A 13,496-nucleotide genomic window follows, 5' to 3' on the forward strand; every position below is an offset into this window, starting at 1 on the left:
CAAGTGTGGGAACCTCCATTTTCGAGAAGCAAAAAGAAAAAGTAAATAACTTACGACGGAAATGTCACAATGAAATAATCTAAAATTGGAAGAAAAGCACTCGTCTGCTTAATACATAAATAGAATAAATTGGATTAGTTGGAACACCGTGTGCAGTGAAATTTGCACGGACAGTGTGAAGAGTGGGAAAAGCTAGCGATAACTTCAAAAAGTTACCTATCTGAATGAATAACAGGCAGCAATACTGTCATTTGAATGATGCTTTAATCAAGGCAAGACATTGAAACCCATTTTGGAAGTTTCACTTAGAAAAAGCAAGCTATCAAAAAGTAGCTTGCTTGTTTTTACACGTTTAATTCTGGCTTTTGTGTTTTGGGTTTAATATATTTAGCTAATAACTTTCGTGAGATTGGTCCAACAATTATTAACTGCGATGGAAGCGCCACGATAAAGTTTAGACCAACTGTTTTAAGGTAAGCTGTGAAAATTGAACCTTCAATTCCTGTCATTAAAGCCGCTAAAATAATTCCGTATACTGACATAATAAGTACCATTATTGGGACCATACAAAAAGCAAACGCCACAATTAAGTTGATTTCTTTCGATTTATCATAAGGTAGAGATACTGCAAATTTATGAGCTTTCGGTTCAACGAACGACTCTGCGATAAAAGCGACGATAAATGTTATGACAAATTGAATCATTGCACTCCCTACTGTAAACGATGAAAATCCATGTAAAGCTGTGTTGTAAACTGACATAATAAGAACCATCCCAAAACACATAAATAGTCCGAAAATAATACCTTCTTTTTTATTACTAGGCAAATAAAAACATCCTTTCTTATAGAGAATAAATGTAATTATATATGCCTAGAATATTTTACATAAGTGACGTTTTTGTGTATTTTTTTAGGGAATGTTAAATAACACTGTTGTTTTGTACTGTGAAATAGAGTTAAACAATTTGCTATAAGTTGGAATTATTTCAGTGAAGAAAACGATGAAGTAGTGGTACTAGAGAATGTTCAAATTATGCAGGGGGAACCTGTTAATATAGGACTTGTATGGTACAGACATAGACAGATCTTTTAAAAAATTGAATCTGCAACCAGGAAAAACCATGAATTTGATGGGAAGTTCGTTAAGCAGATAATTTCAATAACAATAAGCCGTTTATCATTTTGGATATGTCTAAGATGTTAAACGGATTATCTCATTATTTACCAAACGAGCTCGTTATGACTAAATTGAAGTATCCTGAATACATAAATAGTCATGAGTTGGGAATTTTAATCAGTGAAACATTCGAGAGGAGTTTTACAAATTGGAAAAAATAACATTAGGCAATTTTTTATGTCGTTGTCTAAGCCAGGCTGGGATTAAAGAGGTTTTTGGCGTAGCTGGAGATTACAATTTTACTATTTTGGATGAATTTGAAAAACATCCTGAGATTACCTTTATAGGCAATAGGAATGAATTAAATGCCGGTTATTCCGCCGATGGATATGCGCGTTTGAAAGGAATCGCCGCACTAGTTACTACGTTCGGTGTTGGCGAACTTAGTGCCTGTAACGCTTTTGCTGGATCAAACTGCGAAAATGTCCCTGTTGTGCATATCGTTGGCGCGCCGCCAACTCCTGACCAAAAAGGACATAAGTTTATGCACCACTCTCTGATGGATGGAAATTTCAAGACGTTTCAACAGGTATACGAACCAATTTCCGCATATACAACCGCAATTACACCCGAAAACGCGTTGGATGAAATCCCGAAAGCCTTAAACATCGCGCAAACAAAAAAGAAGCCTGTATATATAATGATTGCGAATGATTTGCTGTCTAAGGAAATTGTCGTAAGCACTGTGGAATTGACTGCCGCAGTTTCTAGCCAGACGTCTTTACAGCAAGCGGTAGCACATGCTAAACAACTACTGGATCAAAGTAATAATACAGTCCTGCTGGCAGACGTCAAGGTCATACGGTTTCATCTGGAAAAGCCAGTGCAACAATTGGTAGAAACAATGAATATCCCTGTTGCCTCTACTGTTTACGGAAAAGGGTCGTTTGATGAAACACATCCCAATTATATCGGCGTTTACGTTGGCAGTTGCGGAGAGGAATCTGTTCGAAATACAGTAGAAAATGCACAATGCGTAATTGCGGTAGGGTTGGTTTGGGCTGACACCAATACGGCAAACTTTACGGCCAAAGTGGAATTCACGAAGACCATTCAAATTCAGCCGAACAGCGTAATAATCGGGGAGGCAATGTACCAGGATATACTGGCAGCTGATATGATAAACTCGCTTATTCTGTTGAATGCCAAACAAAGCGACCCTGTTAACCAAGCCATATTTCCTTATAGCCAGACACAGGGACAGCCTAACGACGCGTTAGTGGCAGCAAACTATTATCCAATGTTTCAACAGTTTATCAAGGACAACGATGTGATTATTGTGGAAACCGGCACCTTGCACGACGGGTTTTCGCAGGTAAGGCTCCGAAAAAATGTAACGTATGTCACACAGGGCGGCTGGCAATCTATCGGATACGCAACCCCGGCAGCTTTTGGCGCCTGTGTCGCCGCACCAGACCGGAGGGTTCTGCTATTTACAGGAGACGGTTCCCTCCAATTGACCGCACAGGAAATCAGTTCCATGTTAGAACACAATTGCAAGCCAATCCTCTTTATTTTAAACAATGGACAATATGTTGTTGAAAAATATCTAAACGTAAACACCATGAACCAGAGATACAACGTCATTCCAAAATGGGATTATACAAAGTTGCCAGCGATATTTGGAGGGGACGCCTTTACAGCTACCGTTAAGACAGTCGAAGAGTTAGAGCGAGCTATGAAACAAGCGGAAAAGGAATGCCACAACCAGCTTTGCATCATTGAGATCATCCCAGGAAACCCCTTGGACGCGCCGCAGTATTTGGTGGAATCAAGAAAAATACTTGAATCGCAGAAAATGAATCAATACTAGCCGTGTGATTCGTGAAGCAATGCACGGTGACAATATCGCCTATTTCAAAAAGGCCTTACGTATTCGAGGTTTGGAAGTAGGAATTATGAGACCACTATTTTTGAGACTGGGTCGGGATCACTTTCAGAAGATTTCCTAGCCTTGCAAGTGTATGCGCTACCTTAAAACTCTTTTTGTATGTCTTCTTTTTATCCTAGAATGCTTGAACCTGAATTTCACCTTTTGCTACATCCAGACCTATCACTGGATTCATCTAATATCATCTCCTAAAGTATATTTACCGGTACCCTTAATCCTCCTTGTAGTATCATAGCTTCGCTTTTTATTCGAGACCATTGCCCCAACCAGCTTTCAACTATGAATAGCATGATTTTCTTTTGCGGATAATTTCTCTAAATAAATTTCCGTTGTTTCTAACCGGTCATGTCCAGACGATCTCATAATGTCGTAATTAACGCACCTAAATAGAATTATCTATAACGCCAGAAACCATTGATGTATAAGGGTTTCTGGCGTATTTTTTTACCTAATCAAGTTATGTGAAGAAGGATTTACGCAAAAAGGGTTGAAAATCGAGCTAAGATGAAGGGATAAATGAAGATAAAGCTGTTTTCGAACGAGTTTAGCCTGAATAATAGAGTTTTGAGGAAACTGATGAAATAAATATGAGCGTTGATTATGGAAGGGATTAACGCTCTTTTTGTTGAATTGATTAAACTAAAGCGGCAGTATTTTTTGAATAAAGTAAAACTAAAAAATGGTATATTTCATTTCAATTTAAAAGGGGGATATTTGTTGAAAAGATTATTATTTATTATTTTCTTGGCTTTTGTTTTGAATGCTTGTAACCAATTAAATAAAGATTCAACTGAAGTTGACGTTTTGCGCTCAAATGAGTCTACTGCTCAAACTATGCCAGAAATTAAACCCAATGACTTTGGGTTTTCTATTCAGTTTGGTGAGGGAAAAAAGAATGAAATTAACACATTCGAAGGTACAGTGACCAAGGATTTAATAACAGATGGAACCACAACGGCAGCTGTAACTTTAACAGATGAGGAAATGGATGAGATTTATGAGAAAATGAAAGAAGTTAATATAGTAGAAACGAAAGAATTTACACCTGAATCTATAGACGGAACCATTTGTATACAAGAACCACACGAAGAGGATGAATGGAAAATTACCATCGACGGCGAAAACATAATTCATTCAGTTTCAGGAGCATTCTGTGAACTTACCAATGATGCAACGCAACTTATTGAGTTGCGTAATTACGTATTTAGTATAATTAGAAGTAAGGAAGAATATATAGAACTTCCTGAATCCAAAGGATGGTATCAATAGTGTTAAAGTTAAGTGAATAAGGAATGAGATAGGTAGATTTACAGTGATGCTTTAAAAAAGATTTTCCATCCATATATCCGTATATTTTATGCTTTTCAAATAAAATATTAGAAGGATTTGCAACACGAGGGCAATGGGGTAGGTTAGATCAATTAGAAGGAATATTTAAAAAGATGTCGAAATAGTTAATATCGATAGTATTAAAGTAACGGACAGATGATAAAAAGAGAATGAGGTGTTGAACTTGGTAAAAACGAAAGAAAAAAATGAATTATTGGAATGGGTTAAGGCAATTGGAATTGCTATTTTATTTTCTTGGGGAATTCGGTTTTTCATATTAACGCCAATTGTGGTGGATGGAGCTTCTATGATGCCCACATTTGAAGATGGTGATTTGGTAGTTGTTAATAAAATTGGACCAAGATTAACGGAGTATAAGCGATTTGATGTGATTGTTTTTGAAGCAAAAGAAGACACTAATTATATTAAACGTATTATTGGTATTCCAGGTGATCACATCGCCTATCAAAACGATGAGCTTTTTATTAATAATAAGAGATACGAGGAACCATATCTAGAGGAGTATAAAAAAGAGTTGAAAGATAATGATAAACTTACAAAAGATTTTTCGTTAGAGAAGTTCCTAGATGAAAAAGTTGTACCAGATGGTTACTTTTTTGTAATGGGAGATAATCGTCTTTATAGCAAAGATAGCCGAGACCCAAGTGTTGGATTCGTTTCAAAGGATAAAATATTAGGTACTGCAAAAATGGTTTTTTGGCCTCTTGATAACCTAGGGATTATAAATGATAAAGGGATTAGTAAGACAATTAAGTAATCCTGTATTCTTATTCAACTATCACCCTGCTCAATCGTTTAAAAAATGAAAATGAAAAAAATAAAATAAACCAATTAAAACACTTTTTAGAAAAAGGTTGGGCCTCGTAGTAATCATAATAGAGTTGGATTGAAAAATAAAAGGTAAGACTGGTAAAACCAATCAAAAAAGAATGTAGAAAATTATGGTATAGAATGTAGCTTTAAAGGCGTATAATAATTTGACAAATCATTTAGACTTATGTTAAATTCATCCATAATAAAACCATACAAATTCGTTGATGAGAAAAAGTAGTAAATGAAACTGTTCCAAAGAGAGCCGGTAGATGCTGAAAGCCGGTGTTCAGTTCATTTATGAAAATCCTCTCTGAGAAGTCGAGCTGAAATTGAGTAAGTGAGACCGGGTGTCTACCGTTAAAAGGAACACGTATGATTGTACGTGGCTAAGTGCTATTGTGGAGCAAATGCTTGCAATAGAATTAGGGTGGTATCACGGTTAAACCCGTCCCTTTATACAGGGACGGGTTTTTTGTATGTTTTATTAATAAAAATAGGAGTGATATCAAATGGTCAAAGCAAACGAAAAAGAATCGGTAATCGAGCGAGAGGAACGGATTCGAGCACGATGGGAGAAAGACAATATTTTTAAAAAGTCCATAGATTATAGAAAAGATAGCCCTTCTTTTGTATTTTACGAAGGGCCACCTACTGCAAATGGATTACCTCATGTTGGGCATGCATTAGGTAGGACGATTAAGGATGTAGTTGCACGATATAAAACAATGACTGGACATCAAGTAATACGAAAGGCTGGCTGGGATACGCATGGTTTACCAGTAGAGCTTGGAGTAGAAAAGCAATTAGGTATCTCAGGAAAAAGCGATATTGAAAAATATGGTGTGGAAGCTTTTATTGAAAAATGTAAAGAAAGTGTGTTTGTATATGAAAAACAATGGAGAGATTTTACGGAACAGCTAGGCTACTGGGTTGAAATGGATGATCCGTATTTGACTTTAAGTAATGATTATATTGAAAGTGAATGGAATATACTTGGCACTATTCATGAAAAGGGGTTACTACAAAAAGGTCATAGAGTATCCCCTTATTGTCCTAGCTGCCAAACTTCTCTTAGCTCACATGAGGTATCACAAGGATATAAAAACGTAAAGGATTTATCTGCTACGGCTAAATTCAAAATAAAAGATCGTGAAAATGAATACTTTCTTGGATGGACGACAACCCCTTGGACTTTACCAGCAAATGTTGCACTAGCAGTTAATCCTTCGTTGGAATATGTTCGCGCAAAAAAAGGGCAAGATATTTTTATTGTTGCGAAAGCATTAGTAAGCTCTCTATTGAAAGATGACTATGAAATACTTTCTGAACATCTAGGTGCAGATTTAAAAGACATTCCATATACGCCATTATTTGATTTTGCAAATGTTGAAATCGGACATAAAGTGGTAACTGCGGATTATGTATCTGCAGAAAGTGGAACGGGGATTGTCCATATAGCACCAGCTTATGGAGAAGAAGACTATAAAGTGGTGAAGGAAAATGGGCTATCCTTCGTAAATGTTGTAGATGAAAAAGGAAAGTATACTTCGGAAGTTATTGGTTTTGAAGGCCGATTTGTGAAAGATTGTGATGTAGATATTGTTCGTTACCTTGCTGAGAAAGGGTTACTTTACAGTAAAGAAAAGTACGAACATAGTTATCCTCATTGCTGGCGTTGTGATTCACCTCTTTTGTACTATGCAAATGAAAGCTGGTTTATTCAAACAACTGCGTTGAAGCAACAATTTATACAAAATAATGAAGGAGTTACTTGGTATCCAGAACATATCAAACACGGCCGATTCGGAAACTTTTTAGAACAAATGGTGGACTGGAATATTAGTCGTAAACGCTATTGGGGCGCACCGCTCAACGTTTGGGAATGCGAAGAATGTAATCATGAATATGCACCGAAAAGTATCGAAGAGCTAAAAAAACATTCTATTCATCCTTTAGATGACGTTGAATTGCATAAGCCATATGTAGATCTTGTAAAGCTTCACTGTTCAAGTTGTAGAGGGACTATGACAAGAACTCCAGAAGTAATTGATGTTTGGTTCGATAGTGGTTCTATGCCATTTGCACAATACCATTACCCATTTGAAAATAAAGAGCTTTTTGAAAAACAATTCCCAGCTGATGTAGTCATTGAAGGAATTGATCAAACGCGTGGATGGTTTTATAGCTTACTAGCTGTATCCACTTTATTTACAGGTAAAGCTCCGTACAAACGAGTATTATCGACAGGTCATATTTTGGATGAAAAGGGACAAAAAATGTCTAAGAGTAAGGGCAATGCTCTAGACCCTGTAGAGTTAATTCAAAAGTATGGAGCAGATGCACTAAGATGGGCATTACTAGTCGACAGCGCACCTTGGAACACAAAAAGGTTCTCGGAACGAATCGTACAAGAAGCAAAGTCAAAACTAGTCGATACACTAGACAATGTGCATGGTTTTTATACGTTATATGCTCATTTAGATAACTACAATCCTAAAGCTGTGTATGAAGTAGAGAAAAATAAATTGGACGATTGGATTTTATCTCGTTTGCATAGCACGATTAATATCGTTCGAACAAACTTAGAGGATTATCATTTCACAAACGCTGCAAGAGAAATTGCAAAGTTACTAGAGCAAGTAAGCAATTGGTATGTAAGACGTTCAAGAGAACGATTTTGGTCAAGTGATATGAACCCAGAAAAGGCTGCTGCATATGAAACGCTCTATGAAGTATTAACAAAAACTAGTCAATTGTTAGCACCATTAACTCCATTTCTTGCAGAAGATGTGTTTATGAATTTAACAGGGGAAAGTGTACATTTATCGGATTTTCCAGAAGCAGATGAACGACTTCTGAATGAAAAACTGGAAAAAGAAATGGATGCAGTTCTGCAAGTAGTAGAGTTAGGAAGAAGTATTCGAAATACTACTTCCTTGAAGGTAAAACAACCTTTAGGTAGTCTTTCATTAATGAGTTCTAAAAAGGATATAAATTGGAAGTTATACGAAGATATCATTAAAGATGAGTTAAATGTGAAGGTATTTGAGCAAACGGAAAATGAAGGGAAGTTTGTAACTACAAAGATAAAACTGGATTTCAAAAAATCGGGAGCGAAGTTTGGAAAGCATTCGAATTCAATTAACACATGGCTTCAGTCATTAGTTGACGAACAAGTAAAACAATTTTTGCAAGTAGGCTTTATGGAACAAGACGAAGCTAAAGTAATGTTAGAAGATGTTCTGATTGAAAACATAGCAAAAGAAGGATATGCTTCAGCAACAAATGGTGCAAATACAGTAACTTTAGATCTTTCTTTAACTGAAGAACTAATCCAAGAAGGGTTGGCGCGTGAGTTTATACGAGCAATACAAGCATATAGAAAACAATTGAAGCTACCAATCGATATGCGTGTTGATATTGCTGTAAATACAGATGAAAAATTTCAACTTGTTATTGAAAAGTTTAAGCATATGTTGCAACAAAACTTGTTAATGCGTGATATACAGGTTACAGAAAATGCACTAGAGGGAACAGAAATTACAATAGGATCTCACACAATTGCATTAGAAATTACACCAGTAGACTGATTTACAAAATCGGATATAGAAATTTTTCTATATCCGATTCCTTAGACTTTATTAATCCTCATTGTTGATGTTCGTATTCACTTAATCGAAAATACTCTTTTACTAGGCAGCTCTAAACAATTTAATTGCCCACCGTATACTGCTCCACCATCAATGCCAATGATTCGATTGCTTCCGAAAAAAACATTGTGATTCGCTTCATCCTCATGAAGGAGATTTGTTTCTGTATGGCCAAATATTACGGTCTTTTCACCGTTGTATCCTTTATGAAACTCTTCTCGGATCCAAACTAATATATATGGATCCGTCTCAGAGATAGGTGTTGTTGGGTGAACGCCAGCATGAACAAAAATATAATCTTCTGTTTCAATATAATTTTCTAGGCTTTGGACAAATTCTAATTGTTTCTTAAGTTCTTCGGATTCTAACACAGGTTTTTGAAAATTTTCTTCAGTAACTTCGATTTCATTTTCGGAAAAACCATAGCTATATAACGTTTTATCTCCTCCACACCTCTTAACCCAGTGGTTCCATGATCTCTCTACATCAGTAGTTAACGCTTTTATCATCATATCTTCATGATTACCATTTAGTAATCTAGCTCCAGCTTCTTTTAAACTCATCACTTTTTCAATAACACCTTTTGCATTAGGGCCACGATCTACATAATCACCTAATAAAATCAATTGGTCTATTTCAGGATCGTAATCTGCTTCAACAAGCAACTTCTCAAATTTCTCTAATTCACCGTGAATATCACTTATTACAAGAGTTCTTTTCATGTCTTTCTCTTCTTTCTATGTGTGTGTATTCTTCTAATTACTAATATCATTTTAACCATATACAGATAAATTGAAAAGCTCCGCATCATTATTAAATAGGAGCTATGACTTGAGTGAGTATATTAATAACAAACAAATATTTTTGAATTTTCATTGTTTTCTAAATGTTGATTTGATATATTATCATCATGACTTATTAAAGTAGTTTAATAAGTTATATATTTTAGGTGGTGAAGACTGTGAAGGACTTAATCAATACCCCAAAATCTATGAAGAAGGTTATTCTTTATGGGATTCGTTCAACTCTTTTAGAGCTTGGAAGTGCAACAAAAGTTGAACTTAGCCATAAATTAGGAATTAGTTTCCCGACAATAAGTAAATTCTTAACTCAAATGGAGTCGGATGGGGAACTTGATTTAGTTGGTGTAGATGATTCTAGTGGTGGAAGAAGACCAAAACGATATGCATATAATCTGGAACATATGTTAGGCTTGGCTATATTTTTAGAAAGAACAGAGACAAATTATACAATTTTTAATTGTTTGGGTGTAGTGAAGGAACAGGGGAAAACGTCAAGTGTATTAATAAATGATGGCTTAAAATTATTAACTAAGTTTACGGAAGAAGTAATAGCTAAATATCCGAAGATTAGTTCTATGGCAATTGGTGTCCCAGGTGCGGTTAATAATGGGCGAATTTTTTATATACCAGGTTATGAGCATTTTCAAGATTTTGATATAAAAGGATACTTTGAAGAACATTTTTCTATACCTATAGTAGTTGAAAATGATATGAATGCTGCAGTTCTTGGATATTACAATGAAAGGAGGAAAAATGAAAACCAATCTCTTATATACTTGTATTCCGGACAAAATGGACCAGGTGCAGGGATTATAGTAAACGGAGATGTGGTGCGAGGAAGTACTTTTTTCTCGGGAGAGGTTTCATTCGTCCCTCAGTATGATGATCGAAACTTTCTGCAAGCCTTGGAAAATGGAAGTGGCCCTAAGAAAATGATTATCCATGAGGAACATGAGATTGATGCGATTAGCCGTTTAGTAGCTACGTTTGTAGCTATCATTAACCCTCATACGATTATTTTTTGTAATGATGAAGTGAATAAATTAATACTAGAAAAAATTATAATAGGGAGTTCAAAATATATCCCAATAGAACATCTACCAGAGATTACAATGAGTAATTGGGAAAAAGACTATCTATATGGATTACAAAGTCTTGGACTTGATATGATGCTCACTGGAACAAGCAAGTAGAACGAATTGGACATACAATTGATCACCAAAATCAAAAAGTAAAGGTGGATTACATATATGGCTACATTCTTTTTAGTAATTATCTACTTAGCTTTCATTAGCTTAGGGTTACCCGACTCATTGTTGGGAGTGGCATGGCCAGTGATGCAACTGGAATTTAAAGCACCACTTGAGACTGCTGGCTATCTTTTTATGACAATAGCAGGTGGTACAATTATTTCCAGTTTAGCAAGCGGAAAGATACTAAAACGGTTCGGAACTGGAAATGTTACATTTGTCAGTTGCTTAATGACTGCTGGAGCTTTGCTAGGATTCGCTTTTGCTCCATCGTTTGTTTGGTTAATAATATGTGCCATACCACTTGGATTAGGTGCTGGATCTGTTGATGCGGGACTGAACAATTACGTTGCTACACATTACAAAGCACACCATATGAGTTGGCTTCATTGCTTCTGGGGAGTTGGGGCTACAATTAGTCCCATCATTATGGCTCATTCTATTTCTGAGCAAAATTCTTGGAGACAGGGATACTTTGTAATTGCAGGAATTCAGTTTGCATTAGTTGTGATTCTTTTCTTCACTTTGCCTTTATGGAATAAAGTTGCAAAAAACAACAATAAAACTCCTAATGAAAAATTTGAAGAGTCAAAAAGTGCACTTAATAATAATACCAAGCCATTGCAGATTAGGGGAGTAAAGCTAGCCCTAATATCATTTTTATTTTATTGTGGCGTAGAAGCAACGATGGGCCTATGGGGAAGTAGTTTTCTCGTAAATGTAAAGGAAATACCCGTAGCTGTTGCTGCAAAATGGGTTTCTTTCTATTTCGCAGGAATAACAATCGGTAGATTTATTGCAGGCTTTATAACATTAAAGGTCAGTAACCGTACGATCATTCGGGTTGGGCAAATTACAGCATTAGCTGGTGCGGGGCTTTTATTATTGCCATTACCGTCGAGTTTCTCACTTGTAGGATTTATCATGATTGGATTGGGTTTAGCACCGATATTTCCATCTATGTTGCATGAAACACCTGCACGTTTTGGAAAGGAGCATTCTCAGACAATTATGGGCTATCAAATGGCCGTTGCCTATACAGGTACAACGTTCATTCCTCCACTTCTTGGTTTCGGTGCATCTCATTTAACCATAGGCATTTTCCCGTTATTTCTTGTTCTTTTTGCTGCAGCAATGTTATTAGGATCAGAAAAACTAAATGCTTTATTGAATAAGGAGCAGAAAGTGGAATACTAGTAATTATCGGTTATATAATAATTGGTTAAAAACTTCTGTTGAGGTTGTTTCGTAAATGCAAAACGCAAAGCATATTTGAAGGGTAGGGAAATGTGGATTACATGAACTCCAAACTGTTAAATTGAAAAGTGAATATCAAAGATTTGACGAAACCTCATCTGAATTAAAACATTAGATTTTGTATGAATGTACAGAAATAATATCCGCTCATTAATTTAGACCTTACCTTTGAATGATGTGGAGATATTAAATAATAGTAATAATTATATAATAATGCATGTCTGATGATTAATTAGTTATTTCCAATAAAAGTATAGAAAATGACACGGATTCTGATACGATAAATAGCTGCTATTAGCAGTAAATTTTTTGTAATAAAAAAAGGGGAGGTTCCAGATGGAAACAAATCAAAGTATTCGTGATGCAATTGAAGTATCTATAAGATTTCTCGATTCTAATCCTGAATTTTACATCGGAAGTTGCGAAAACGGACGTAGAAAATGGAATGGGGCGTGGTGGCATATGGCAACGCTTTATGAAATGGGGGAGGTTAAACAAATTCCCAGTTCCGCTATTGCCAGAGCCAAATATTTACTAGAAGTTCAAACTTGGCCAGCTTTCGTCATATACCCCGATGATTATCCAACAAGTAAAGCCGATAAAATGAAGATGGACTGTTGCCACTGTGAGCTTGCTGTATATTATATGATTTTGATGGCCTATGGTTGTGATTTGGACAAGGAACTACCTTGGATTCGCGAATGGTTCCTTAAGCATCAGCTGTCTGATGGAGGATTGAACTGCGAACCTACAGCTTATACTAATTCTCATAAGAGCTCTATTGTTTCGACATTACCTCCGCTTGAGGCTATTCTGTTGTATACGAACCGACCATTCACTCCTGAGGAAACCGTTTTCTTGGATCAAGGTGCACGTTACTTGATTGAACATCGTCTTGTATGTTCCAAAGAAAGTGGGAGCATCATCGATATGGCGTGGCTGAATCCTTGTTTTCCAAGGTTTTTCGAATATGATATCTTGCGAGGTATGTCCTACTTGGTAGAATGGTCCCGGCGCAGGAACAAAGCGTTACCCACCGACTTACTTAGTGAAGGAATGCAGCGATTATATAGCCATATCGAAGCAACAAGCTTGCGCATAGGTAGGCAAGTATTCGATCCACAAGGTCCGTGGGGAGGACACACCTTTCCATTACTAGAAGAGGTAGCTAGAATTGGCGACGTTTCACCTTATCTAACTAGACAATTGACTGGAATTATTGAGCAATTGGAGCATTTCACTAATGAGTGAAGCTGATAAAAAAATAAACTACTAGCGATAAAAATGTATACTTATTAGTTTAT

Annotated in this window: 9 protein-coding genes, 1 pseudogene and 1 other annotated feature; of the genes and pseudogenes, 7 read left to right on the forward strand and 3 right to left on the reverse strand. The window is 36.2% G+C overall.

Annotated features, from left to right (window positions below):
- Positions 1-344: 344 nt before the first annotated feature.
- Positions 345-827 carry a DUF2798 domain-containing protein gene (locus ACEPXD_RS09220; RefSeq protein WP_391122708.1) on the reverse strand — a complete coding sequence of 161 codons (483 nt, stop codon included), beginning with the start codon at positions 825-827 and terminating at the stop codon, positions 345-347.
- Between the two features lie 499 nt (positions 828-1,326).
- Here ACEPXD_RS09220 and ACEPXD_RS09225 point away from each other — a divergent pair, with 499 nt between their 5' ends.
- Positions 1,327-2,991, forward strand: a complete 1,665-nt coding sequence (locus ACEPXD_RS09225) for an alpha-keto acid decarboxylase family protein (protein ID WP_391122711.1) — start codon at positions 1,327-1,329, stop codon at positions 2,989-2,991.
- Positions 2,992-3,112: 121 nt separating this feature from the next.
- On the opposite strand, the pseudogene ACEPXD_RS09230 reads toward ACEPXD_RS09225, so the two are convergent.
- A pseudogene (locus ACEPXD_RS09230) lies at positions 3,113-3,244 on the reverse strand (IS110 family transposase); the annotation flags it as partial.
- A gap of 425 nt (positions 3,245-3,669) precedes the next feature.
- On the opposite strand from ACEPXD_RS09230, the gene ACEPXD_RS09235 reads away from it, so the two are divergent.
- The 3 genes from ACEPXD_RS09235 to ileS all read left to right on the forward strand — a co-directional run bounded on the left by ACEPXD_RS09235 (position 3,670) and on the right by ileS (position 8,822).
- Entirely contained in the window at positions 3,670-4,338 is a 669-nt protein-coding gene (locus tag ACEPXD_RS09235) for a hypothetical protein (protein WP_391122714.1), read from the forward strand.
- A 238-nt stretch (positions 4,339-4,576) separates the two neighbouring features.
- Complete coding sequence (lepB, locus tag ACEPXD_RS09240; protein ID WP_391122717.1) at positions 4,577-5,176, forward strand: signal peptidase I; 600 nt, start codon at positions 4,577-4,579, stop codon at positions 5,174-5,176.
- 268 nt (positions 5,177-5,444) lie between these two features.
- Positions 5,445-5,688, forward strand: a binding site (T-box leader).
- 53 nt (positions 5,689-5,741) lie between these two features.
- Positions 5,742-8,822, forward strand: coding sequence for an isoleucine--tRNA ligase (gene ileS, locus ACEPXD_RS09245; RefSeq protein ID WP_391122720.1), 3,081 nt, complete (start codon positions 5,742-5,744; stop codon positions 8,820-8,822).
- A 77-nt stretch (positions 8,823-8,899) separates the two neighbouring features.
- On the opposite strand, the gene ACEPXD_RS09250 is transcribed toward ileS, so the two are convergent.
- Entirely contained in the window at positions 8,900-9,604 is a 705-nt protein-coding gene (locus ACEPXD_RS09250) for a metallophosphoesterase family protein (protein ID WP_391122722.1), read from the reverse strand.
- Between the two features lie 269 nt (positions 9,605-9,873).
- On the opposite strand from ACEPXD_RS09250, the gene ACEPXD_RS09255 reads away from it, so the two are divergent.
- From ACEPXD_RS09255 to ACEPXD_RS09265, 3 genes are all read left to right on the forward strand, one after another.
- Positions 9,874-10,878, forward strand: a complete 1,005-nt coding sequence (locus tag ACEPXD_RS09255; RefSeq protein ID WP_391123127.1) for an ROK family transcriptional regulator — start codon at positions 9,874-9,876, stop codon at positions 10,876-10,878.
- 57 nt (positions 10,879-10,935) lie between these two features.
- Complete coding sequence (locus ACEPXD_RS09260; RefSeq protein WP_391122725.1) at positions 10,936-12,132, forward strand: MFS transporter; 1,197 nt, start codon at positions 10,936-10,938, stop codon at positions 12,130-12,132.
- A 396-nt stretch (positions 12,133-12,528) separates the two neighbouring features.
- Positions 12,529-13,443, forward strand: a complete 915-nt coding sequence (locus tag ACEPXD_RS09265; RefSeq protein ID WP_391122728.1) for a hypothetical protein — start codon at positions 12,529-12,531, stop codon at positions 13,441-13,443.
- Positions 13,444-13,496 lie beyond the last annotated feature (53 nt).

It is taken from the genome of Psychrobacillus sp. L3 (assembly GCF_042945595.1).
Taxonomy (GTDB): Bacteria; Bacillota; Bacilli; order Bacillales_A; family Planococcaceae; genus Psychrobacillus.

Coding starts and splice junctions, on each gene's coding strand:
- ACEPXD_RS09235 (WP_391122714.1), top strand. CDS start 3,670: ATGGAAGGGATTAACGCTCTTTTTGTTGAATTGATTAAACTAAAGCGG.
- ACEPXD_RS09250 (WP_391122722.1), bottom strand. CDS start 9,604: ATGAAAAGAACTCTTGTAATAAGTGATATTCACGGTGAATTAGAGAAA.
- ACEPXD_RS09260 (WP_391122725.1), top strand. CDS start 10,936: ATGGCTACATTCTTTTTAGTAATTATCTACTTAGCTTTCATTAGCTTA.
- ACEPXD_RS09255 (WP_391123127.1), top strand. CDS start 9,874: ATGAAGAAGGTTATTCTTTATGGGATTCGTTCAACTCTTTTAGAGCTT.
- ACEPXD_RS09265 (WP_391122728.1), top strand. CDS start 12,529: ATGGAAACAAATCAAAGTATTCGTGATGCAATTGAAGTATCTATAAGA.
- ileS (WP_391122720.1), top strand. CDS start 5,742: ATGGTCAAAGCAAACGAAAAAGAATCGGTAATCGAGCGAGAGGAACGG.